Here is a 23,726-nt window from a genome sequence, read left to right as displayed (position 1 = left end):
TGGCGGAAATGCTAAAAGTTTTTCCGCGAGGTCGAGCAAACCTGCGCGCCAGAGCGATTTCAGCGTTCCGGAAATTATAAAGAAATGGGCCGCAAGCTCGTGATATGACCGTGATTTTCAATGACGGTAGCGAGGTATTCACACCATCTGCCGCAGCGCCTATCCCATTGTTTATCGAGCGCCTGAATCAGGAATCTCCCTGATGTCAGGTCCCTATGAGCGGTGGGCATTAATTTAAACAGGGGATAATGATGACGTTCGTGAAATGGAACCTCGTAACGCTCGCGGTTTCGCTGGGTGTCAGCCAGATGGCCAGCGCCGGGGTTGTCAGTGATCAATCCGAAACCAAGGGTTTTGTTGAAGACAGCAGCCTCACCGTTCACCTGGAAAACTATTATTTCAACCGCGACGGTAAAAATGGTGGCGGGGATCGCAAGGACTGGACCCAGGGCGTGCTGGGGAATTTCAGCTCGGGCTTCACTCAAGGTACCGTTGGTTTTGGCGTGGACGCCTTTGGTTACTGGGGCTTCAAGCTTGACGGCGGGGGTGGCACAGCAGGCACCGGCAACCTGCCAGTCGACCGCCACGGCGATCCGGAAGACGAATACGGCACGGCAGGCGGTGCGATCAAAATGCGCATTTCCAAGACGCAATTGCGTTATGGCAACCTGCAACCCGCTGCGCCGGTATTCGCGGCCGGTGGCTCGCGTCTGTTCCCGCAAACAGCCACTGGCTTCAATCTGCTGAGCAGCGAGATCACCGGGCTGGAACTGGACGCCGGGCACTTTACCAGCGGTAATGGCCCTGTCACGACCAACAGCGATCACGACATTTTCGCCTCCTACGCTAACGTCACGGCGTCGAGTATTGATTACGCCGGAGGCAAGTATGCGTTGACCGATAACCTGTCGCTTAGCCTGTATGGCTCAGACCTCAAAGATGTCTGGAACCAGTATTACGCCAACGCCAATTACACATTGCCTATCACAGGTGATCAATCACTCAACTTTGATTTCAATATCTACCGCACCAATGATGCGGGTTCCGCCAAAGCGGGTGATATCAGCAACACCACGTGGTCACTGGCAGCGGCTTATTCATTCCTGACTGCACACACCGTCACGCTGGCGTATCAGAAAGTTCATGGCGATACGCCGTTTGACTATGTCGCGTTCGGAACCAATGGGCCTGGCGATACCGCTGATTCGATCATGCTGGCCAACTCGGTTCAATTCTCCGACTTCAACGGTCCTGGCGAAAAGTCCTGGCAGGCTCGTTATGATTTGAACATGGCCAGCTATGGCGTGCCGGGGCTCAGCTTCATGGCCCGTTATGTCACCGGTGATGATATTGACGGCAGCCATCTGCCGTCTAATAGCACGTACGGTGCCTACGGTTACGGGGAAGACGGCAAGCACCACGAAACCAACGTTGAGGCCAAGTACGTCGTGCAGTCGGGTTCGCTGAAAGATTTGTCGTTGCGCATGCGCCAGGCGTGGCATCGGGGCAACAGTGATCAAGCTGAAGGAGATAACAACGAGTTACGTTTGATTGCGGACTACCCGATCAATATTTTCTGATCCGGTATTTGAATGAAAGGGCCAGGCGCGCGGTATGAGCGCCTGGCTTTTTTATGGGCAGTGTCTGGTCTGAATAATGATACTCATGCAATCAGCCCCGGCTGTGCCTCCTACCAACTCACCCGCACTCCAATATTGGCAATCACGCCGTTCAGGTCGTTGTCGTCCACATCGGTGTGGTAATCGGCGCCGGCGTATACGCTGACGCCGGCGCCCAACGTCGCGATAAAGCCTACGCCCAGGTCTGCGGTAGTCGACTGATGATCGCTTTCAATGCGCGTGACGTGGTCAAAAGTGACCGTGTCTTTGCCGCCCAACGTACGCCACAGGTTGGTCCGGACATACGGCTCGACCGGCACGCCCCGCACCACGTAACTGCCTTTGAACCTCGCGCCGACTCTGCCGGTGTTGTAGGCATCCGAATCAAAGGACACGTCAGCGATCCCGTCGTTTTGCTCCTCCAGATCAATGCGTTGGTGAATGAACTGCACTTGCGGCTCGATCACCCAATGAGGTGACAGCGTGATCGGGTAACCGGCTTCCAGCGACAGGCTCAGCGCGTGGCCCTTGGTATCGATGCGAAGGCCCCGATTGGAGCGACTGTATCCGTCGAGTCGGGTGCCCATGACCACGGCGTCCAGGTAGCCAGCTGACGGGCCGACAAAGGTCCAGTAAGCGCCCGCCGAGTCGCCCTCAAGTTTGATATTGCCGGTTTTGCTCTGCTCGAAACCGTCGGCGAAGCCCTGAACGTGCCCGTCCATTCGGCTGTGCGCGACAAACAGTCCCAGCCGCTGATTGCTGCCGCCGGATGTTTGCGCAGCGTACAAGTCGTGGCCAATCTGGTAGCCCTTGATCGAGGCGTCCAGTTTTGGGTTAACCGTGCCGGACCAGCCTTGTTTGAAGTCGTTGCTCAGTATTCTTCCCCATCCCGCAGGCACCGCACCGTGCTCGTCAAGCAGGCTCTGGTCGCCTTGACGATCATGAAAGGTGCCCAGCGTTGTGTTGAGCAGCACGGCGACGGCGGGCGGTAAAACTGAGTAATCAGGCACCTCTTGGCGATACAAAGGTATCGGCGCACTGCCTTGGACAGGAGCGGGCAGGGCTGGTGTGCCAATGGCCGCGACCGGTGCGACCGCCGCTGGCGTAACCGGTGAGGGCGCGCTCGGTTGCTGCGGCGTGACAGATGGGGGTGTCGGTGTGACGGGTGGCGCTACCGGGGGCACTGGAACCTCGGGCGGCGTAACCGGTGGCGGAGCAGGCGTAACAGCGGGCGGGGCAACGGGGACGACCGGAACAACCGGCGCTGCGGCGGGAGGCAGCGGCAATGACAGCACCGCCGAGCGCAAATACCAGTTGTTCTCGGTCCCCGCTTGTACGCCGCCTTTGAACAGGTAGTACTGGTAAGCGCCAGCCGACAACGAGCCGTTGAGTGAAAAGGCGCCGTTATCGCTGATGGCACCGTCACTGGCCTGAACCACCTGAATGCCGTTCTGGGCGGTGAAGGCGCCTTGCCCACCAAGGTGGGTGACCTCGATCTGCGTCGTGCCGCTCAGCGCACCGCCTGCCACCACCAGCTTGTCGCTGGGTGAGTCATCACCCGCCAGGACCGATTGCAGCAAAAGCCGTCCGTTGTTGCCCACGTAGTTGCCGCGAACCGTCAGGGTGTCAGTTGCGCTGGTACTGCCTGTGGTCATGTCCAGCGTGCCGGCGTTGTTGAGTGTCGCCAACTGGCTGCCGGTGAACGGGCTGAATGAGCCTGCAGTCGAGCGCACGATGCTGCTGGCATCGACGTTGAACACACCAGTGCCGGTCACGCTGTCGCCGAGCACGAAATGACCGGCCAGGTCCAGTTGCGAGCCGTTGTTGAGATTGACGCTTTCCCAATTGATGTAGCGGCCGGGGACCGAGGTACTCACGGCATCAAAGCTTAAAACGTCAATCCCGGCGCCGCCGTCCAGGAGAGGATTGGACGCCAGATTGGCTTCGGTCAGGTTGAACAGCGATGCGCGATCAGCGCCGTCGGCCATCATTACCCCGCCGCGCATGAATCCACCCTCGCGCCAGATAAACACGTCGTCGCCGAAGCTGGCTCGTACGCCGCCGCGCACTTCGCCGCCGCTGAAGGTGATGCTGTCATTTCCCCCGCTGACGCTGATCGCCCCGCCGATCAAACCGCCGGACATGATGATGGTGTCCTTGCCAAAACCTGTGACCAGGTTATTGACGATGGTGCCCCCGGACATGTCGAACAGGTTGTTATCGAGCTTCATGTCCACCCGGCCGATAGTGCCGCCGGTCATACGCGCTGAATCGCCGTCTTCAAAAGCGTTGGTGATGGTGCCGCCCGTCATCAGGAACGTGTCGAAGCCATCGCCCTGGGTCAGCGAGCGTAATGTACCGCCGCTCATGAAGAAGCTGTCGGGGTCGAAGCTCTGATTGACGTCGCCAGTGATCGTGCCTTGGGTGATGCGGAATTGATCAGTGCCTGCGCCCTGATTGAAGTCGCCGACGATGCTGCCTGAGCTCATCTCGATACGGTCGTTGCCGGGCCCGAACGTCACGCTGCCGACAATGGACCCGGTGCCGCCGGCCGGGAAAATCAGCACGTTGTTGCCACTGGGATTTGTCAGCGGGCCGCTGCTGCCGCTGTCGCAGATTTGGGTGTCGCCGCCAAGGGACGACACCAGGTTGCAGGCACTTTGGGAGGTGGAGGGGGCAGTCATGCACAGGCAAGCCAGTACCCAGCAGGCGCTGCAACTGCCGTTGTTTCGGGTGACGATATCCATGTCCGCTCTCCCTGAGCCTGAGGTCAGAGGGAGCGAAGAACATCCAAAACTTGCCCGATGGCCGTCCTGCGGTACTGAGTCATTTCAGTACGTTAATCATTAAGTGAAGGATGCAACCTGCAGCCCGTCAACGTGGTGAGCGACGGGTGGTCTGTCTCGCACCCGCGCATGACCTACAGGTGCACTTCGACCGCCAGCGGCAGGTGATCAGAGAGGTGCGTCCATGGGCGGTTACCGAGGATACGAGGTGAGTGGCTGGTGGCATTGCGCAGGTAAATGCGGTCCAGCCTTAACATCGGAAAACGCGCGGGGTAGGTCTTTGCAAGATGCCCGTGACTGCGCTCGAACACCTCATGCAGATAGTCGCAGCGGCCCAGACGCTTGTTGCCCTGCAACTGCCAGTCGTTGAAATCACCGGCGATGATCACCGGTGCATCGTCCGGCAGCGATTCGAGCAGCTGACACAGCAAATCCAGCTGCAGTTGGCGATGGCTCTCCAGCAAGCTCAAATGCACGCAGATGGCGTGCACTTCATCGTGCCCCGGCACCTGCAAGACGCAGTGCAGGAGCCCGCGACGCTCGGGACCGGTGATCGACACGTCCAGATTGCGATGGCGAATGATCGGGTATTTGGACAGCAGCGCGTTGCCGTGATGACCGTCGGGATACACCGCGTTGCGGCCGTAGGCGAAGTCGCTCCACATGCTGTCGGCCAGAAACTCGTACTGCGACATGCTCGGCCAGTCTTCATAGCGGGTCGCGTGGCGTTCGTGGCCGCCCAGCACTTCCTGCAGAAACACCAGGTCGGCGCTGGTACTGCGCACGGCCTCGCGCAGTTCCGGCAGGATGAAGCGACGATTCAGTGCGGTGAAGCCTTTATGGGTGTTGACGGTCAGTACGCGCAGGCGGTGCACGTCGGGTGCATGGTCGACAGTGGAAAGGTCGGTGCTGCTGCCAGCCGGGTCGGGGGTCACACGGGCGCTCCTGTCTGGGAAGGGGGTACAACTGGGACCGGCAGCCCTCTCGGCAGTTCAGCACGTTAGCCGGCCGGCCCAAGCGACCTATATCCGCGTATCGATCCCCGTACGGCGCGACAGCAGAATCGTCAGTCCGAACGCGGCCACTGACAACAGCGCCGCGAAGAAAAATATCCATCCGTAGCCCATGCCCAACGCGATGGCACCCATCAATGGCCCTGCAATCGCCAGCGCCAGATCGAAAAACACGGCGTACGCACTCAAGCCCGCGCCACGGCTGCTGTTGGGCACTTGCTTGATCGCCTCGACGCCGATGGCCGGGTACACCAGCGACAAGCCAAAACCGGTGAATGCTGCGCCGAGCAGGGCGAATTCTGTGCTGGGTGACAGCCACAGCAACATCAAGCCAATGGTCTCGACCGCCATGCAGGTAATTGCCGAGCGAAACCCGCCGAAGCGGTTGATCGCGTTGATGAACAATAGCCGGGCAACGATAAAGCAGATGCCGAACACCGTCAGGCACCAGGCGGCGCCTTCCCAGCCACGGCTGGTGTAGAACATCGTGATGAACGTCGTGAGTGTGCCGTAGCCGATGGACGCCAGGGTAAGGCTCAGGCCAAACGGCGCCACTCGACCGAAGACTGACCAGAATGGCATCCGCTCGCCGCGTACCACCGGCACCGAGGGCTTATTGCGAATCAGCGCCAGCGCAGCACACGCCATGATCGTCAGCGCGAAACCCAGGGTAATGAAGCCCAGCTCACCGACCATCACCACGCCCAGCGGCGCGCCGATAGCGATGGCGCCGTATGAAGCGATGCCGTTCCATGAGATCGACCGTGCCGTGTGCTCCGAGCCCACCTGACCGATGCACCAGCTGATAGTGCCGACCCCGATCAGGCCCTGTGAAGCGCCGAGCACCATGCGGGAAATGATCAGCACCGTCAGGCTGACCTGCGGCGTGCCCTCAAACAAGATAGCCGCGACTGTCATGGCGCCGCTCAGGGCAATCCCGCTGAGGCCGTAAACGATGGCGCGCTTGGTGCCGATGGTGTCGCAGATCCTGCCCGCGACGGGACGGCTCAGCAGCGTCGCCAGATACTGCGCACCAATGGTGATGCCGGCCACTACGGCACTGAATCCCAAGTGGTCATGGACGTAACCGGGGATCACTGCAATCGGCAGACCGATGCACAGGAAGGCGACGAAGGTATAGAAAACGATGGAAACGATTTGCAGCGTGATCGCCATGGAGCTGGCGTTTGACGCAGGTGTCTGAGGGGGCAGGGCGGCGGACATTGGGCTCTTCGCTGGCAGGCGGTGGGAGTGGCGCCATCATCGCTTGCGGGATAAATAAATGAAAGCTGACTAACGATAATGCCCTGACTAACGTTGCCAACCCAACCCAACCCAACCCAACCCAACCCAACCCAACAGGACTGGGTCAGGTCGAAAGATCGGCACGAAAGCTTTCGCCCATAAAAAAGCCCTGCTGGTTAGGCAGGGCTCCTGGATCTTGCGATGGATCAGAACACGACGCCCTGGCTGCGCAGGTAATCGTCGTACGTACCGCTGAAGTCGATCACGCCGCTCGGGCTCAACTCGATGATGCGGGTCGCCAGAGACGAGACGAACTCGCGGTCATGGCTGACGAAGATCAGCGTGCCGGGGTAGTTTTCCAGCGCCAGGTTCAGCGATTCGATGGATTCCATGTCCAGGTGGTTGGTGGGTTCGTCCATGATCAGCACGTTCGGCTTTTGCAGGATCAGCTTGCCGAACAACATGCGACCTTGCTCACCACCGGAAATCACTTTGACCGACTTGAGGATGTCATCGTTGGAGAACAGCATGCGGCCCAAGGTGCCGCGAACAACCTGCTCGCCGCCTTGAGTCCAGCGACCCATCCAGTCGAACAGATTGGATTCGTCTTCGAAATCAGACGCGTGATCCTGCGCGTAGTAGCCCAACTCAGCGGCGTCAGTCCATTTAACCGTACCGGCATCCGGCGACAGCTCGTTGACCAAGGTGCGCAACAGGGTGGTCTTGCCAATACCGTTCGGGCCAATGATCGCTACGCGCTCGCCTGCTTCAACCTGGAAGCTGAAGTCTTTGAACAGTTCTTTGCCGTCGAAGCCTTTGGCCATGCGCTCGACGATGACCGCCTGGCGGTGCAGCTTTTTGGTCTGCTCGAAACGGATAAACGGGCTGACACGGCTGGAAGGCTTGACCTCGGCGAGGTGGATCTTGTCGATCTGCTTGGCGCGGGAGCTGGCCTGCTTGGATTTCGAGGCGTTCGCCGAGAAGCGGCTGACGAACGATTGCAGCTCGTTGATCTGGGCTTTCTTCTTGGCGTTATCCGACAGCAGTTGCTCGCGGGACTGGGTCGCCACGGTCATGTATTCGTCGTAGTTGCCCGGGAACAGACGCAGCTCGCCGTAATCCAGGTCAGCCATGTGGGTGCACACGCTGTTCAGGAAGTGACGGTCGTGAGAGATGATGATCATCAAGCTCGAACGCTGGGTCAGGATGTTTTCCAGCCAGCGAATGGTGTTGATGTCCAGGTGGTTGGTCGGTTCGTCGAGCAGCAGCACTTCAGGGTCGGAGAACAGCGCCTGAGCCAGCAATACACGCAGCTTCCAGCCCGGCGACACTTCGCTCATGGGGCCGTTGTGCTGCTCGATGCCGATGCCCAGGCCCAGCAGGAGTTCGCCGGCGCGGGACTCGGCGGTGTAGCCGTCCATTTCAGCGAATTCAGTTTCCAGCTCAGCGACTGCCATGCCATCGGCTTCGGTCATTTCCGGCAGCGAATAGATGCGATCGCGCTCGGCCTTGACCTTCCACAGCTCTTCGTGACCCATGATCACCGTATCGATCACGGTGAAGTCTTCGTAGGCGAACTGGTCCTGGCGCAATTTACCCAGACGCACGTTCGGCTCCAGCATCACCTGCCCACCCGAAGGCTCCAGGTCGCCGCCGAGGATCTTCATAAAGGTGGACTTGCCGCAACCGTTGGCACCGATCAGGCCATAACGGTTGCCGCCGGCGAATTTGACCGAGACGTTCTCGAACAGAGGTTTTGCGCCAAATTGCATGGTGATGTTAGCGGTGGAGATCAATTACCTTACCTTTCAATAGCTTGGGGGTGGATGCCTTGAGTCGCTGCCAACAGAGAATTGACCCGACCGTTAGCTACCACGCGTTTTCGATGGACCCAGCAGGCAAAAAATAAGCTGCAGCGTCGACCCCGAAGGGGAGCTGCAGCTTATTGAAATTAGGGGATGTGCCGGACAGTGGCGGCATTCTCGCATAAACGAGGGTTTTCTGCATGTTGCCGGTCGCAGGTTGGCAACCGATCACAACCAGTCGCTGGCAATCTGCTACTGAAAAGAGCAGCTAGGGGCCATTGGACGAAACCGCACTTCTCACCCATCCTTCAACAGTCGCCTGACTGTCATGCCCTGTCGCGGTTTTCCGATGCACGTTGGAAATGGAATTCGAGCGTTGAACGTTGAGCTTATCGTCTCTTGTCGGAAAGGATCCCGCGATGAAGACGCTTCTGTTTTGTTTATTGCTGCTGGGCGGGTGCGTCGCCAACGCGCCATTCAGAACAGGTGAAGGCGGAGTCTGCGAGCACTGGCGAGGCTGTGGCGGTTTCTACGAGGTCCATGACAACTACGACCTGGGCTTCGTCGAATACTCCGAGCGCGGCAACGACTTCGACCCTGCTCAAACCAACGCGTTGCTGAGCAAGATCACCCAAGCGTCCGAGTCAGGCAGTGTCGCCCTGGTGATCTTTGTGCATGGCTGGAAACATAACGCGTCCACCCTTGATGGCAATGTCGAGAGTTTCAAGGAAGACCTGGCGCATCTGGCGATCTCAAAAGTGGCTGGCGAAAGAAAGCTGATCGGGATCTACATCGGTTGGCGAGGGATGAGCTTTCACGGTTTGGGTCTGGAAAACATCACGTTTTGGGACCGCAAAGCGACGGCCGAAGAAATAGGTCGCGGTGGAGTGACCGAGTTTTTGATCAGGCTGGAAAGCATTGCGGCTGCCAAAAAGGGCAATTTCATGCTGACTGTAGGCCACAGTTTTGGCAGCGCTATTTTGCTGGCTGCGTTGAACGACACGCTCATACAAAAAATGCTCGACCAGCAGCGGGGGTGTCGGTCAAACCCTTCGGCGACGGGGTGGTGCTGTTGAATCCGGCAGTCGAGGCCGAACTGGACCTGCTGCTCAAAGAGAACAGCATGAAAGTTGGCGCCCTGAAAAAACCTGTGCCGTCGCTGGTCTATGTGGTCAGCTCTCGCGCAGATATGCCGACCAACCTGGCATTTCCGGTGGGGCAATTTCTCGGCGTCGATCTGACCTGGGACCAAACCGTGCTGGATCGAAACTACTACGGCCATCGATACCACATCGCCGAGAAGAGTCTGGATCACAACACAATTGGCAACTATGACGCGTTTCGTACCGGCTACATGAGTGACGACATTGCCGAAGATTCGTCAGCCAAATACAGAGCGATCGCCAGCCATGACCCGAACCCGGTAGGGACCTCTTCAGCGCTCAAGCCAGCGGCGCCTGGCAAAATAGGCGACTGGGGATTCGAATCCTATTGTTCCGATGACCTGGCCAAGGCAACGACCGACAGATTGCCGTGCTTTGCGAACGACCCTGTAGGCTTCATCTCTGTGCCCAAGAGCTTTATCAAGGACCACAATGATGTGTTCAACGACCGCGTGAAATCCTTGTTGACCGCAGCAGTGGTCAAGTCGATGGCAGAAAAGGATGGCAACATTGCGCCTGAGTATTGTGCGCAGGCGGGCAAGTTCTCATTGGGCATCTGCTTCGCCTATTACTACGAGGTCAACAAGCGGATTTCGGAACTTGAGGCCGCAGAAGGCAAGGAAAAATAGCAGGGCAGCCAAATCGCAGACAAGAAAAAGCCCGCGATGGGGGGTAGCGGGCTTAAACGTGTTTCTTGTGGGAGCCACTGAACAATATCGGATCCAATGTGAAAGTTGTGTGAATTGATCCGCACTAATCGAATCAGGGAATCGCGTTACTCAAAAACGCTCTCACGATTGATCTGGCCGCCGGGTTGACTTTGATATCGCCCAGTTCTTCGGCAGTGAACCAGCGGCAATCAGCGATCTCGTTGTTCGGAGCCGGAGTCACGATGAACGTCACCGAGACTTCGAAAACATGGTGCAGGACTTCATCGCCCTGAAAACTGGAAATATAAGCCAGGTCGCCAAGGATCAATCCCGTCTCCTCGCGTAACTCGCGCTCGGCGGCCTGCGACGGCGTTTCGTGGTTTTCGACTTTACCGCCAGGCAGCGTCCATTTCGATTTGGGTTTGCGCACGTAAAGAATCTGATCCTCACGGCGACAAATGATGGTCGCTCTGTGTTTCATACTTACTCCTGCTGGACACGGTGCTTCTGTCACAAAATATTCATATAATTGTAGAGAAGCATTTCCAGTGCCAAAGTTCCCTTTTGAACCTGCTTTGTAGCCTGATTTCGGCCCCATCGGCCAATACTGAAGGGGTATCTGATCAACGGGGCATATAACCAAGTTGCCAGCGGCGAGGGATCTTCAAGGTCACCAAACCAATGACGACCGCCAGCGCCGCACTGAAGTACATAGCGCTCAAGCCCATGCGTTGCTCCAGAACAGCCCCGAGCACAGCGCCGATGAACATCCCGGTCCACGGTACCAATTGAACCCGCCAACCGCTGGGGCGTTCACCTACCAGCCAGCGACCCAGACCGCGTCCGAACCGGGACAGCGCGCCCGTGACGTACGTCAGCCCGATGGGCAGCCCATTTACCTGTTCAACCACCGCATTGAGCATGCCCATGGCGATGATGCCGATCAGCAATGCGGCCGTCTGCCAAGCGGTGGGCAACGAAGCAGACAGGCCCAGCATTGCCGCGAGTAGCAACAGCAACGCAAAGGCGCGGCGTCCGCTGAAACGGCTGACGATAACGCCCAGCGCGTTGCCGGCGATAAAGGCCACCACCAATGCACACAATCTGCCGATCAAGGCGCTGTCCCCGTCGCTGATCGCCACCGCCAGCCGCGTCGTATTGCCGCTCATAAAAGAGACGAAATCACCGGTGGCCATAAAGCCGATGGCATCAGTCATGCCCGCCAGGACTGACAAGCTGGCCACCAGTCCCAGTCCGATCCGTCCTCGCCAGACGCGTGCGCGAAGAAAACGTAGGTCGTTGGAGCGCGAAACGGGAGTTGGCAACATCCGGGCAGTCCTGCAAGTGATCGAGTCTCAGGCGACCAGTTAATAGCACGGATCGCGATGGCCGCCGACTCGAACTCCGCAGGTGATCACCGGGTGCCCGAGGCGCCGGGTCTGGTTTGTCTGGTCTTGCCCTGATCAGCGTTGCGCTTTGTACTGCCACTGCCCTCAGTGGTTTTGCCTGTGCGTTTACGTTCAGTTGCCTTGGGGGTTTGTTCGGCGCCTGCCCCAGAGTTGGTCGCTTTTGTGTCCTTGGGGGTACCTGGTGTAGCAGAGCCACTCGGTGTCGAAGGATTGGCGCCTGGTGGTAACGCTGACGCCACCATCAGTGCGCCCGCAAGCGAAGCAGTGTGTGGCGCAGGCGTCGCGGCAATGGGGGCAAGGCCTGGAATGAACAGCAGCGCCGCCAGTGCGACGCAGGGCATTTTCGACTTCATGATCACTGCTCCCTGTTTGAGTCGTTATCGGTTAGGTCCTGCCGTCGGACTAACGTGCTCACGCATCGACCGACGGTCATTGCTGTGTTGGATGCTGGAGTTGCGCAGTCGTAGCGCATTGACGCACAGCGTTAGCGCTCCGTTACCGATTCGCGTAACAGCCGATAGCGCCGGATTGGGCGCCCAAGCGGTGCACGCCGCTGGACACAAAGGTTAGCCCTTTGATCTCTCGGGATTTTCTGAGGCCTGTTCTAAGCGCCGAATTCTGTGGCACACTTTCTGCCCATTCCGCTGCTACACAATAGATTCCGCTATAGCGGAAGATGTAGTCTTCGGCGGAGGTCTTTTCATGCAACGCGGACCTTCTTTTTTGAAAGCTTGTGCGTTTGTTCTCGCGGCGACCGCCACGTGTCTCGGCACAGCTCAGGCGGCTGACAGCAAACTGGACAGCGTGTTGCAGCGCGGTCATCTGGTGGTAGGCACAGGCAGCACCAATGCGCCGTGGCACTTTCGGGGCGCGGACGGCAAGTTGCAGGGCATCGACATCGACATTGCACGCATCGTGTCCAAAGGACTGTTCAACGACGCGAGCAAGGTCGAGTTCGTGGTGCAGTCTTCCGACGCCCGTATCCCCGAACCTGCTGACCGACGAAGTCGATATGAGCTGTCAGTTCATCACCGTCACCGCCAGCCGGGCGTAACAGGTGGCGTTCACGCTGCCGTACTACCGCGAAGGCGTGGCGCTGCTGCTGCCCACCAACAGCAAATACAAAGAGATTGACGATCTGAAAGCCGCTGGCGATGGTGTGACAGTCGCCGTGCTGCAGAACGTCTACGCCGAAGAGTGGGTCCACCGGGCGCTGCCCAAGGCCAAGGTCGATCAATACGACAGCGTTGATCTGATGTACCAGACCGTGTTCATGAACCAGGGCCGCATTGAAGGGCAAGGGCCACCCAAAGCGCTGTGTGAACAGCCAAAGTCGGCGCGCCTGGCGGAATTTCTCAAGAATATTCGTTTTTAACTGCATTTTTTTTGCTCAATCCAAGGAGATTTCTCATGAGCATTACTCGTTACGGCGCTGGTAGCACAGCAGGTGGCGGTCAGCCACGTCCTTTCGCTCGCGCGGTCGAGGCAGACGGTTGGCTGCATGTTTCAGGACAAGTGCCAGCAGTGGATGGCGAGATCATTGTGGGCGGCATTGTCGAACAAACCCGCCAGACCATGGAAAACCTGGTGGCGATCCTGACCGAGGCCGGCTATGAGCTCAAAGACGTGGTGCGCGTCGGCGTGTGGCTGGAAGACCCCCGGGATTTCTGGAGTTTCAACAAGGTGTTCGGCGAATACTTCACCCCCGAACACGCCCCGGCCCGGGCCTGCGTCCAGGCAAACATGATGGTGGATTGCAAGGTCGAGATTGACTGCATTGCTTACAAGAAGAAGGCGTAAGAAGAGCACGACCCTGTAGGAGCGAATTCATTCGCGAATCGGTTTCCCAGTTGGTAATACAGATCACCTGGACGGGCCTCTCGCGAATGAATTCGCTCCTACAGATCCGACGATGACCTGTATGAGCGCGCTTGCCCGCGAAGCCCACAACGCGGTGTTTCAGGCAACCTAAGGTCACAGCTTCGTGGGTAAGTCGCAAAGCCGCCCGCTCGCTCCAACACGTAAACTGCGCGCTTTGTTTAAGGAAATATCGCAGCGATGGACAACCCAATCATGACCGAAGACACGATCAAGCGAAGGGCCCGCGGGCTGGACCGGGCGTTCGATATTCTGGATTTTCTCAAGGAAAAGGGTACGCCGCTGCGCCCGAACGAGATCGCCAGCGGCATCGGCAGTCCCAAGTCCACGGTGTATGAGCTGGTCGCTTCGTTGCTCGAGAGGCGGATTCTGCAAACCGTCGGCAAGGACGGTCATGTGTACCTGGGCCGGCAGCTGTACTTTCTCGGTCAGGCGCACTTGCGGCATTTCGACTTTACCCGCGAAGCCGAGGTCAGCCTCAGCGAGATCGTCGAGCAAACCCGCGAAACCGCACAGATGTGCCTGCTCAACGGGCGCAAATACACCGTTGCGCTGATGAAGGAAGGCGCCCGGCATTTCCGGATTTCCTCGGACATCGGCGAAGATGCGCCGATCCCGTGGACGGCCTCCGGACGTTTGCTTTTGGGGCATTTGAGCGATCAGGCCATTCGGGACCTCATTGATCCCGAGGATTTCATCCTTCCGGATGGCGAGCGTCTGCCGCTGGAGACGTTCCTGGCTGAGATCCGCAAGGCCCACGGCGAAGGGTTTTTCTCCTTCAACAGCATTGCCGACACCTTCACCCATTGCTTTGCCGCCCCGGTCAAAGACCAGCAAGGACTGTGCATCGCCACCTTGTGCATCGTCGCGCCCCGGGCCGACGCCAAGACCCATTACGACGATTACCGCCGCGTGCTGATCGACAGCGCCGATCGCCTCGCGCGACGGGTCAACGACTAACGCCCGCGTGCCTGCGGTGCGAGCCAGCGCGCCAGCAACCTGCGTCATGCCAATAACAGGAGAACACCATGAGCATCGCCCTCGTCGAGAAAGGCAGCGCCAACCCAGGCGACCAACTGGTCCGCGACGTCAGCCTGCCTGCACTGGTCATCCATCGCCAGGCACTTGAGCACAACCTGCACTGGATGCAGAAGTTCGTGAGTAACAGCGGCGCCGAACTCGCTCCGCATGGCAAGACCAGTATGGTGCCTGCGTTATTTCGTCGTCAGCTCGAAGTCGGCGCCTGGGGCATGACGCTTGCGACGGCCGTCCAGACTCGCGCTGCCTACGCCCACGGCGTGCGCCGGATACTGATGGCCAATCAACTGGTCGGCACGCCGAACATGGCATTGATCGCCGAGATGCTCAGCGACTCGATGTTCGACTTCCACTGCATGGTCGATCACCCGGACAACGTTCAGACACTGGGCGAGTTCTTCGCCGCCCGGGGCCTGCACCTCAACGTGATGATCGAGTACGGCGTGGTCGGCGGCCGTTGCGGTTGCCGCAGTGAACAGGACGTCATGGCCCTGGCCGATGCCATTGCCGCGCAACCGGCGCTGAAACTCACGGGTATCGAAGGCTACGAAGGCGTAATCCACGGTGATCATGCGGTCACGGGCATCCGTGAGTTTGCGGCGTCTATGGTGCGCATGGCAGTGACTTTGCAGGACAACGGCGCGTTTGCGCTGGAGCGACCTATCGTCACCGCGTCGGGCTCGGCCTGGTATGACCTGATCGCCGAGGAGTTCGATAAACAGCACGTGCGCGAGCGCTTCCTGAGTGTGCTGCGCCCCGGCAGTTACGTGGTGCATGACCATGGCATCTACAAGGCGGCTCAGTGCTGCGTACTGGACCGCCGCGATGACCTGAGCGAGGGCCTGCAACCGGCGATGGAAGTCTGGGCGCATGTGCAATCGATGCCCGAACCCGGGTTTGCGGTGATCGCCATGGGCAAGCGCGACGTGGCGTTCGACGCCGGCATGCCCAGCCCCTTGCTGCGTTACAAAGCGGGCGTGGTGCCAGCCAAAGGCGATGATGTCAGCGCTTGCACCGTAACCGCCGTGATGGACCAGCACGCGTTCATGACCGTGGCGACGGGTGTGGACCTGAAGATTGGCGACATCATTTCCTTCGGAACCTCGCACCCGTGCCTGACCTTCGACAAGTGGCGCACCGGCTGCCTGGTAGACGACGACCTGAGTGTCATCGAAACCCTGGATACCTGTTTCTAATCGTCGACTACCACGGGAGCGCAATGAATTCATGAGCCAATTGATCCGCCACAATCACCCGAAGGTCGCACTGATTGGCGAGTGCATGATCGAGCTGCAGCAGCACGCCACCGGCAGTCTCAACCAGAGTTTTGGTGGCGATACGCTGAACACAGCGGTTTACCTGTCACGGATATTGGGCTCGGCGGCGCAGATTGATTACGTCACCGCGTTGGGCGACGACAGTTTCAGCGACGCCATGTGCAAGGTCTGGTCGGAGGAGGGCATTGGTTTGAGCAAGGTCCAGCGCCTGCCCGGACGCTTGCCTGGCTTGTACTGCATTCAGACCGACGCCGATGGCGAGCGGCGTTTTTTGTACTGGCGCAACGAAGCTGCTGTGCGCGATTGCTTCACCACGCCCGCAGCCGAACCGATTCTGGCCTCGCTGGCGGAATACGATGTGCTGTATTTCAGTGGCATTACCCTGGCCGTGCTCGGTGAAGTGGGCAGGGCGCGTCTGTTGTCAGCCCTTGGCGATGCGCGTGATCGGGGCGCCTGTGTGGTGTTCGACAACAACTACCGTCCACGTCTGTGGCGCAGTGTAGAGCAGGCACAGCAAGCGTATCGCGCCGTGATGCACGAGGTGGATCTGGCGCTGTTGACTGAAGACGATGAGCAGGCGCTGTTCGGGTTCACCGATACTGAGCAATTGCTCTCGACCTATCGGGCAATGGGCGTCAGAGAAGTGGTGGTCAAGCGCGGAGCGCAGAGTTGCAGGGTGGAGTCGATGGGCACACGGTTCGAAGTCGCTGCCCATGTGGTGCGCAGGGTGGTCGACACCACGGCGGCGGGGGATTCATTCAGCGCGGCGTATCTCGCACGGCGCCTGCGGGGTGGTAGCCCACGAGAGGCGGCTGAAGCGGGCCACCGGCTGGCGAGCCTGGTGATTCAGCATCCGGGGGCGTTGATACCCAGAAGCGTGATGCCGGGTTGAGGGCGGCACACCCTGTAGAAACAACTTGTTGGCGAGGCGGCGTCATGGGCTGAATCCGTCCGACGCTATGCGAATGAATTCGCTTACACAAAGCAGGACTCACACCACTGATTCCCACGAGCGTGAAAAACTCTAGATATTGGTGTGTATTGATTTGGGGAGGTCCCTGTAAATCTTTTGGTTGTATGTTTCTGGATCGAAACGCCAAGCTATACCAATCATGCCTAGTACTACTAAGGTCAGTGCCCACCACGCTAATTCAAAACTTCCTATCTCATCGCGGATAACACCAGCCCCTAGAGGAGATACGCTTGCGATAATGTAACCTACGCCTTGTACAAATGCAGTTAGCGCTCCTGATCTATCAGCGTCCTCGATATGATCCATGGACACGATTAAACTTATTGGAAACAGGGCGCCAATGCCGATCCCTAAAAGGCATGGCCAAAACAAATTCAAGTAATCGAAACTCAGCAAAAGCCCTATGAAACCACATCCAATAAGCAGCAGTAGTATTGTCAGCGCCCATCTCTTGTCCGAATGATTCTTAATTAAAATAGGCACAAGAAGTCCTGCTATGACTTCCATGGCAGTAACCATGCTAACAACGAGACCTGCCTCTTGCGGACTCCAACCCTTTTCAATGTAATAAGGTGCAAGCCACGCCAATACGCAGGTATAGCAGGAAGTCCCAAGCCCAAAAAATAGCCCAAGCGTCCAAGCGCGTGGAACACGTCTAAAGTGCTGCTCGTGAATAATCACTGAAGGTGGCTGGGATATCAAAGCTGAACGGTTAAACATCCATGAGACAGATGCAATTACAGTTAAAAGCGCCCAAAATGCTAATACTAAACGCCAATTACCATCGCTTCCACTCATCAGATAGGGTGATAACGCAGATGCCAAGGCTGCTCCGCTCATAATGGCTGCTATATATATGGCCATAATTGTTGGAGTATGAATCCTGAAAAATTTCTTTATGATTGTGGGAATTAACGCTTGTATCAGTGCGATTCCAATCCCGGCCACGATCGCGCTTATAATCAACGCAGCTGCGTGATTTGCGTATCCTCGAGAAGCAATGGCTAGACCGATGGCAAGTAAGGAGGCAGTAATAGTAGTATGTTCGCCGACCCAGCGACTAACTCGTTGACCAAAAAACATTCCTGCTCCCATTGCAGCGATAGGCAGAAGGGTTAGAAGTGATGCATGAGTAAATGTGAGTGGTATATCCTCGCGAATCGACGACAACATTGGACCTATCGAAGCCATGCTGGGTCGAAGATTGGAAGCTACGCAGATAATGCTTAGTAGAAATAGCAGGGCCTGTGCATTACATACATGAGTATTTTTCATGAGAAATCCATTTTTAATTAACATTAAGAAATGGGTGGCGAATTTTGAATTTCCGAATGATGTTTTGGAGAAGGAGTAGATTTTAAGTTTTTTAGGATTTCTGAATTTTCGTTTTATAGCGCAGGAACCCAGTTTTTAAGATTGCGCTCAAGATATGCCGCTACCCGAAGAATTTGTTTTTCCTGCCAGTGTGCACCGATTATCTGTATTCCAATTGGCATACATCGATCTGCATCGGTGCCACCTCTGATTACAGCAACTGGGGATCCTGACAGACTAAATGGAAACACAAATGCATAGTTATTTATATTATCTAGCGATCTGCTAAAACGTGTTCGGCATCGTCTTGAATCAATGCGAAATAGTGGGGCTGCGGGTTAACTTGCGCTTGGTAATGTCTGTCAAAAAGCTTTTTTACCATCTCTACTGTCTTCATCCAAGAGCTGGATTCAGGATTGATTACACGTATTAGCATCGAAGTACTCCACTGCGTGTTGGTACGTAGATGAGTATCACCCTTTGAAACTGTAGAATCCGTTTAATTGTCGTCGTAATCTGTAGGAAGGGATGTATAGTTTATGTCGAAATCTCCTACGTGGGATTAATGCTGTATACGATTCCTGAGGTTGCGCTAATCAATGGGTTTTGCGGGATCGGTTATTCAGTATTTGCGTGGGAGTTAACATATGCTGTATATGAGTTGAGGTAACGCATTAGCTCTATCGCCTATGCAGTGCACCTATGGCAGCAGATATGCGTCTACGGGGTTAGTTATATTACTCAGCACTAAATCGCAAATGCAACGCGTAGAGCATTAGGCGCCATGAAAATTCCCATGTTGATGCCTCCCGGAGCTCAAATAGGTAGGTTTGGTGGATAGTTTGGCGCGCACGCTGGCGAATGTGGGGAATGCCTAGCAATAATTGCACGGAGAAGAAACTTAAGTAGCTGGCGACGCTGGTTACACCAGCGTCGAAAAGCGTCTCGAGCATTAAAATCTCAGGTGGATCTGGCGCTGTTGACTGAAGATGATGAGCAGGCGCTGTTCGGGTTCACCGATACTGAGCAATTGCTCTCGACCTATCGGGCAATGGGCGTCAGAGAAGTGGTGGTCAAGCGCGGAGCGCAGAGTTGCAGGGTGGAGTCGATGGGCACACGGTTCGAAGTCGCTGCCCATGTGGTGCGCAGGGTGGTCGACACCACGGCGGCGGGGGATTCATTCAGCGCGGCGTATCTCGCACGGCGCCTGCGGGGTGGTAGCCCACGAGAGGCGGCTGAAGCGGGCCACCGGCTGGCGAGCCTGGTGATTCAGCATCCGGGGGCGTTGATACCCAGAAGCGTGATGCCGGGTTGAGGGCGGCACACCCTGTAGAAACAACTTGTTGGCGAGGCGGCGTCATGGGCTGAATCCGTCCGACGCTACGCGAATGAATTCGCTCCTACAGAGGGAGCTGCTGCTCCGGATCAATCCCGGTAAAACACCTGCACCAGGTGATACCCGAACTTGCTCTTGACTGGACCATGCACCACTCGCAGCGGTTTTTTGAAGATGACCTGATCAATCGCCCCGACCATTTGGCCAGGGCGCACTTCGCCCAGATCACCGCCGCGTTTGCCGGACGGGCAGGTGGAATACTTTTTCGCCAGCACGTCAAACGCTTCGCCCTTGGCGATGCGCTGCTTGAGCTGTTCAGCCTCTTCAGCGGTCTTGACCAGAATGTGCCGTGCCTGAGCTTTCATGGAAAACAATCGCCTCGATAAAAAAGCCGCGCATTATGCCTTTCCTGTGCGGTTTCAGGTAATTTCCTATCCTTGACCGGACGGGCGAACGCTCGCCGGGGTTGAAGGTCGCATTGTGTTGCGACCTGCCGTCTTCCTACATCATTTGTGCGGTGCAGCTTATGGATTTTCCGGCGTTGTTGAAGATTCTGGCCAGCCAGGACGGATCGGACCTTTATCTTTCCACCGGCGCGCCACCCTGCGCCAAGTTCAACGGCGTGCTCAAGCCCCTGAGTACCGAGGCCTTGAAGCCCGGCGATGTCGCGAAAATCGCCGAATCCATCATGGACAGCGAACAGCGGCATGACTTCGAGCGTGATCTGGAAATGAACCTGGCCTATTCACTGGGCGGCATCGGGCGTTTCCGGATCAACATTTTCAAGCAGCGTAACGAAGTGTCTGTCGTGGCGCGAAACATCAAACTCGACATTCCCAAATTCGAAGACCTGCACCTGCCGCCTGTGTTGCTTGATGTGGTCATGGAAAAACGCGGTCTGGTGTTGTTCGTCGGCGCAACCGGCTCTGGTAAATCGACTTCGCTCGCCGCGCTGATTGACCATCGCAATCGCCACGCCAGCGGGCACATCATCACCATCGAAGACCCGATCGAGTTCATTCACAAGCACAAGAAGTCGATCATCAACCAGCGCGAAGTCGGCGTTGATACGCGCAGTTTCCACGCCGCCCTGAAAAACACCCTGCGTCAGGCGCCGGACGTGATCCTGATCGGTGAGATCCGCGACCGGGAAACCATGGAGCATGCGCTGGCATTTGCGGACACAGGGCACCTGGCGATTTCGACGCTGCATGCCAACAACGCCAACCAGGCCCTGGACCGTATCATCAACTTCTTCCCGGAAGAACGCCGCCCGCAGTTGCTTCAGGACTTGGGTAACAACCTCAAGGCGTTCGTGTCGCAGCGACTGGTCAAGACCATGGACGGCAAGCGCCGCGCGGCGGTGGAGGTGATGCTCGGCACGCCGACCATTCGTGATCTGATCCATCGCAACGAATTGACCGAACTCAAAGGCATCATGGATAAGTCCACCAACCTGGGCATGCAGACGTTCGACAACGCCCTGTACGACCTGGCCGTGGAAGGCGTGATTACAGAAGAGGAAGCGCTGAAGAACGCTGACTCGATGAACAACGTACGCCTGCGCCTGAAACTGCACAGCGAAAACGCCGTCACTGACATCACCACACCGCCGCCAGCCCCCCAACCGGCCGCACAGGTGAATGTCGCGGACTGGGGCCTGGTAGACGAAAAAGACGAACCGGGCACGCCGCATTTCTGATGTAAGCGGCTGAGTGTGCTTCGTGTCTTTTGAAGTCTGACCCCTGAGCCTGGCTCAGGGTCGAAGAAAAAAATCGCGCTCTCGCCGCCGCCTGTCTGACAGCAAACCGGGCCGTCCGCTGATCTTTTTTTGATTCTGCCTGGAGGGCGTGGGAGCTGGCTCGTCCTGCGATCTGGCCCGAAGCGGCAGTAAAATCTGAGCGCGCGGTGGTTCAGGTTTAGACAGGGTGTCTGGTTTAGGGCCGCTTCGCAGCCCATCGCTGCCGTCGTAACCTCCGAGAGCTCCCACACCCTTCTGGCAGAAGCAGCATCCCGCCAGGCAGGGACATATCTGAAGCTTGATCGGAGCTTGCTCGCGATGAGGCCAGCGGGTTCAGCGCCGGCCTCTGCTTGGATCAAGCTTGCACAGCCACCGCACGGCCGGTCTTGATTGACTCGATCGCGCAATTAGCCAGGTGCAAGGCTTTCAGGCCGTCGCGGGCAGTGCTTGGGAGATTTTCGCCCGCCACCACCGCTGCGATGAAATGCTCCAGTTCGATGCGATACGAATCGGCGTAACGCTCCAGGAAGAAATTCATCAGCGGCTCCCGAATTTCAGTCTGCGTGGCGGTCCAGCTGCGCACCGTGCTCGGGCGATGGTTCTCGTTGAGCAGCATGCCTTTTGAGCCAAACACTTCCAGGCGCTGATCGTAGCCGTACACCGCCTCGCGGCAGCAGTTGATGTGGCATTGCTTGCCGGACGCGGTGCGCAGCAAGACCATCACGCTGTCGTAGTCGTCGATCTGCGCCAGAGCCGGCTCCACCAGACGACTGGCGATGGCCATGACTTCCACCGGTTCCTCGCCCAGCAGGGTGCGTGCGGTGTCGAAGTCGTGAATGGTCATGTCGCGGAAGATCCCGCCCGAGTGCGTCAGGTACTCAACCGGCGCCAGCCCCGGGTCGCGGCTGGTGATCACCACCTGGCGCACATCGCCGATGGTGCCTGCGGCAATGGACTTGCGCATGGCGAGCGTGTCGGGATCAAAACGGCGGTTGAAACCCAACATCACCTTGCCGTTCTGCCGTTCGATTTCCTCCACCGCCCGGACGGCTTTGGCGTAGTCCAGGTCAATCGGTTTTTCACACAGCACCGGCTTGCCCAGCTTGACCGCGCGCAGCATCAAATCGATGTGGGTGTCTGTGGGGGTGCCGATGACAACAGCGTCGACATCGTCGCGCTCAAGGGCCGCCGCGCAATCGTAAGCGGCGGTGCAACCCAGTCTGGCCGCCAGTTTATCGACCCCTTCGCGCCACGGGTCGGCGATGACCGACAGGATCACATCGGGATTGGCAGCCACGTTGGCGGCATGAATGTTAGCGATACGGCCTGCGCCGAGGACTGCGATGCGAAGCATGGGTGGATCTCCTGGGATTGTTGTTGTGGGGTAGATCAAGTTTGTTTCGATTCAATAACGCACTACAAAATTTCTCAATGAGCCAGGTTGAACGGCGTGACGATCTGTACCTGGGACGACGGAATCGGATCGGCTTTCCACAGTCGGTGAAACTGCAAAATGTGCAAAAACGCGTGGCGCGCATCGACCTGCAGATTGTGATCGATGATGGCGGCGATCTTTTCCTCGGCCAGCAATTGACGGTTTTCCTGATCGAGGTCGTGGCCGATGAAGGCTGAGAGCGGGCGCTGCTGGGCGGCAAAGGCGTCGACGATGGCGCGGTTGCCGCCGCCCACGCTGTACACCGCCTGCAGAGAAGGGTTGTTAACCAGCGCTTGAGTGACGCGCTCGAACGTCGGGCGATACACACCGTATCCACCGCTGATATCGACCACCTGCAAGTGCGGCGCGCGGTTGCGCAACCAAACCCGAAAGCCCATCTCGCGTTCTTCTTCGCCACGAAACAGCTCACTGCTGATGACCACCGCCACGTCCTGTGGCGCCTGATCCAGCCACCGGGACATCAGATACGCCGCCGTCTGGCCGGCGGTGCGGTTGTCCATGCCGACATAACCGACGCGCTCGCTTTGCGGCAGGTCAGACACCAGCGTCACCACCGGAATACCCGCTGCGGTGATTTGGTTGACGGCGTCGTTGATCTGCGGCTCATCGGCAGCCTTAAGGATCAATCCCTGGGAGCCTTTTTCAGCGCAACGCAAAATCAGGTCGTGCATGCGCTGCGTGTCGATCTCTTGATACAGATGGAAGCGCGCAAAGATGCGGAACGGAGCAAGGCTGCCCAACTGCGCGTTGATGGCCGTCTGTACGGCATCGCTGAAACGGGTAGGGGTGTGCAGGATGACATCAATGTGGAATGTGCGACCCACTACAGGCCCGGATTTCTCCTGCGCGTCGAGTTCCTGAAGGGCCTGCTGAATGCGTCGGTCGGTCTGGTAATGCACGCTGCCGCGCTGGTGCAGCACCCGGTCTACGGTGGCTTTACTGACGCCCGCTTGCGCGGCGATCTGCTTGATGGAAAAGCGACGGGCTTGATCGAGCATGTTTTCCCCGGCCATTTATTGTTAT

Annotated in this window: 19 protein-coding genes and 2 pseudogenes; 10 read left to right on the top strand and 11 right to left on the bottom strand. The window is 57.7% G+C overall.

What is annotated here, in order from left to right:
- The first annotated feature begins 251 nt into the window (after nt 1–251).
- Nucleotides 252–1,580: an OprD family porin gene (locus tag OYW20_RS13435; protein ID WP_268796473.1), complete on the top strand. Its 1,329-nt coding sequence runs from the start codon at nt 252–254 to the stop codon at nt 1,578–1,580.
- A gap of 110 nt (nt 1,581–1,690) precedes the next feature.
- Here the strand turns inward: OYW20_RS13435 and OYW20_RS13430 are convergent, their stop codons facing one another.
- The 4 genes from OYW20_RS13430 to OYW20_RS13415 all read right to left on the bottom strand — a co-directional run bounded on the left by OYW20_RS13430 (nt 1,691) and on the right by OYW20_RS13415 (nt 8,459).
- Nucleotides 1,691–4,303: an autotransporter family protein gene (locus OYW20_RS13430; protein WP_268801124.1), complete on the bottom strand. Its 2,613-nt coding sequence runs from the start codon at nt 4,301–4,303 to the stop codon at nt 1,691–1,693.
- A 236-nt stretch (nt 4,304–4,539) separates the two neighbouring features.
- Nucleotides 4,540–5,340, bottom strand: coding sequence for an endonuclease/exonuclease/phosphatase family protein (locus OYW20_RS13425; RefSeq protein WP_268796472.1), 801 nt, complete (start codon nt 5,338–5,340; stop codon nt 4,540–4,542).
- 87 nt (nt 5,341–5,427) lie between these two features.
- Nucleotides 5,428–6,642, bottom strand: a complete 1,215-nt coding sequence (locus tag OYW20_RS13420) for an MFS transporter (RefSeq protein ID WP_268796471.1) — start codon at nt 6,640–6,642, stop codon at nt 5,428–5,430.
- A 227-nt stretch (nt 6,643–6,869) separates the two neighbouring features.
- Nucleotides 6,870–8,459 (bottom strand): ABC-F family ATPase, encoded by a 1,590-nt coding sequence (locus tag OYW20_RS13415; protein WP_268796470.1) that lies wholly within the window; start codon nt 8,457–8,459, stop codon nt 6,870–6,872.
- A 428-nt stretch (nt 8,460–8,887) separates the two neighbouring features.
- On the opposite strand from OYW20_RS13415, the gene OYW20_RS13410 reads away from it, so the two are divergent.
- Together OYW20_RS13410 and OYW20_RS13405 are read left to right on the top strand one after the other, a co-directional pair.
- Nucleotides 8,888–9,544 carry a hypothetical protein gene (locus tag OYW20_RS13410; protein ID WP_268796469.1) on the top strand — a complete coding sequence of 219 codons (657 nt, stop codon included), beginning with the start codon at nt 8,888–8,890 and terminating at the stop codon, nt 9,542–9,544.
- Nucleotides 9,505–10,260: a hypothetical protein gene (locus OYW20_RS13405; RefSeq protein WP_268796468.1), complete on the top strand. Its 756-nt coding sequence runs from the start codon at nt 9,505–9,507 to the stop codon at nt 10,258–10,260. Before OYW20_RS13410 ends, OYW20_RS13405 begins: the two co-directional genes overlap by 40 nt.
- Nucleotides 10,261–10,393: 133 nt before the next feature.
- Here the strand turns inward: OYW20_RS13405 and OYW20_RS13400 are convergent, their stop codons facing one another.
- From OYW20_RS13400 to OYW20_RS13390, 3 genes are all read right to left on the bottom strand, one after another.
- The gene (locus OYW20_RS13400; RefSeq protein WP_268796467.1) at nt 10,394–10,762 is read right to left on the bottom strand and encodes an NUDIX hydrolase; all 369 of its coding nucleotides are present in this window, start codon (nt 10,760–10,762) and stop codon (nt 10,394–10,396) included.
- A gap of 142 nt (nt 10,763–10,904) precedes the next feature.
- Entirely contained in the window at nt 10,905–11,609 is a 705-nt protein-coding gene (locus OYW20_RS13395; protein WP_268796466.1) for a YoaK family protein, read from the bottom strand.
- Between the two features lie 86 nt (nt 11,610–11,695).
- A complete protein-coding gene (locus OYW20_RS13390; RefSeq protein ID WP_268796465.1) occupies nt 11,696–12,043 on the bottom strand; it encodes a hypothetical protein in 348 nt (115 codons plus the stop codon).
- Nucleotides 12,044–12,392: 349 nt separating this feature from the next.
- On the opposite strand from OYW20_RS13390, the pseudogene OYW20_RS13385 reads away from it, so the two are divergent.
- From OYW20_RS13385 to kdgK, 5 genes and pseudogenes are all read left to right on the top strand, one after another.
- Nucleotides 12,393–13,065 (top strand): annotated as a pseudogene (locus tag OYW20_RS13385) (transporter substrate-binding domain-containing protein).
- A 35-nt stretch (nt 13,066–13,100) separates the two neighbouring features.
- Nucleotides 13,101–13,490, top strand: a complete 390-nt coding sequence (locus OYW20_RS13380) for a RidA family protein (protein WP_268796464.1) — start codon at nt 13,101–13,103, stop codon at nt 13,488–13,490.
- A 273-nt stretch (nt 13,491–13,763) separates the two neighbouring features.
- Entirely contained in the window at nt 13,764–14,528 is a 765-nt protein-coding gene (locus OYW20_RS13375) for an IclR family transcriptional regulator (RefSeq protein ID WP_268801123.1), read from the top strand.
- A gap of 68 nt (nt 14,529–14,596) precedes the next feature.
- Complete coding sequence (locus tag OYW20_RS13370) at nt 14,597–15,802, top strand: amino acid deaminase (RefSeq protein ID WP_268796463.1); 1,206 nt, start codon at nt 14,597–14,599, stop codon at nt 15,800–15,802.
- 31 nt (nt 15,803–15,833) lie between these two features.
- Nucleotides 15,834–16,775 (top strand): 2-dehydro-3-deoxygluconokinase, encoded by a 942-nt coding sequence (gene kdgK / locus OYW20_RS13365; RefSeq protein WP_268796462.1) that lies wholly within the window; start codon nt 15,834–15,836, stop codon nt 16,773–16,775.
- A gap of 132 nt (nt 16,776–16,907) precedes the next feature.
- Here the strand turns inward: kdgK and OYW20_RS13360 are convergent, their stop codons facing one another.
- Nucleotides 16,908–18,131, bottom strand: a complete 1,224-nt coding sequence (locus OYW20_RS13360) for an MFS transporter (RefSeq protein ID WP_268796461.1) — start codon at nt 18,129–18,131, stop codon at nt 16,908–16,910.
- Between the two features lie 952 nt (nt 18,132–19,083).
- Between OYW20_RS13360 and OYW20_RS13350 the strand changes: the two are divergent.
- Nucleotides 19,084–19,485 (top strand): annotated as a pseudogene (locus OYW20_RS13350) (PfkB family carbohydrate kinase); the annotation flags it as partial.
- Between the two features lie 110 nt (nt 19,486–19,595).
- Here the strand turns inward: OYW20_RS13350 and OYW20_RS13345 are convergent.
- Complete coding sequence (locus OYW20_RS13345) at nt 19,596–19,871, bottom strand: peptidylprolyl isomerase (RefSeq protein WP_237254458.1); 276 nt, start codon at nt 19,869–19,871, stop codon at nt 19,596–19,598.
- A gap of 161 nt (nt 19,872–20,032) precedes the next feature.
- Between OYW20_RS13345 and OYW20_RS13340 the strand changes: the two genes are divergently transcribed.
- Nucleotides 20,033–21,208, top strand: a complete 1,176-nt coding sequence (locus OYW20_RS13340; protein ID WP_268796459.1) for a PilT/PilU family type 4a pilus ATPase — start codon at nt 20,033–20,035, stop codon at nt 21,206–21,208.
- A gap of 394 nt (nt 21,209–21,602) precedes the next feature.
- Here the strand turns inward: OYW20_RS13340 and iolG are convergent, their stop codons facing one another.
- Nucleotides 21,603–22,601, bottom strand: coding sequence for an inositol 2-dehydrogenase (gene iolG, locus OYW20_RS13335; protein WP_268796458.1), 999 nt, complete (start codon nt 22,599–22,601; stop codon nt 21,603–21,605).
- Between the two features lie 74 nt (nt 22,602–22,675).
- Complete coding sequence (locus OYW20_RS13330) at nt 22,676–23,701, bottom strand: LacI family DNA-binding transcriptional regulator (RefSeq protein ID WP_268796457.1); 1,026 nt, start codon at nt 23,699–23,701, stop codon at nt 22,676–22,678.
- Nucleotides 23,702–23,726: the final 25 nt, after the last annotated feature.

The organism is Pseudomonas sp. BSw22131 (assembly GCF_026810445.1).
GTDB classification, from domain to species: domain Bacteria; phylum Pseudomonadota; class Gammaproteobacteria; order Pseudomonadales; family Pseudomonadaceae; genus Aquipseudomonas; species Aquipseudomonas huanghezhanensis.
Note: the sequence above shows the minus strand (reverse complement) of the source record. Positions and strands in the feature narration are given on the sequence as shown.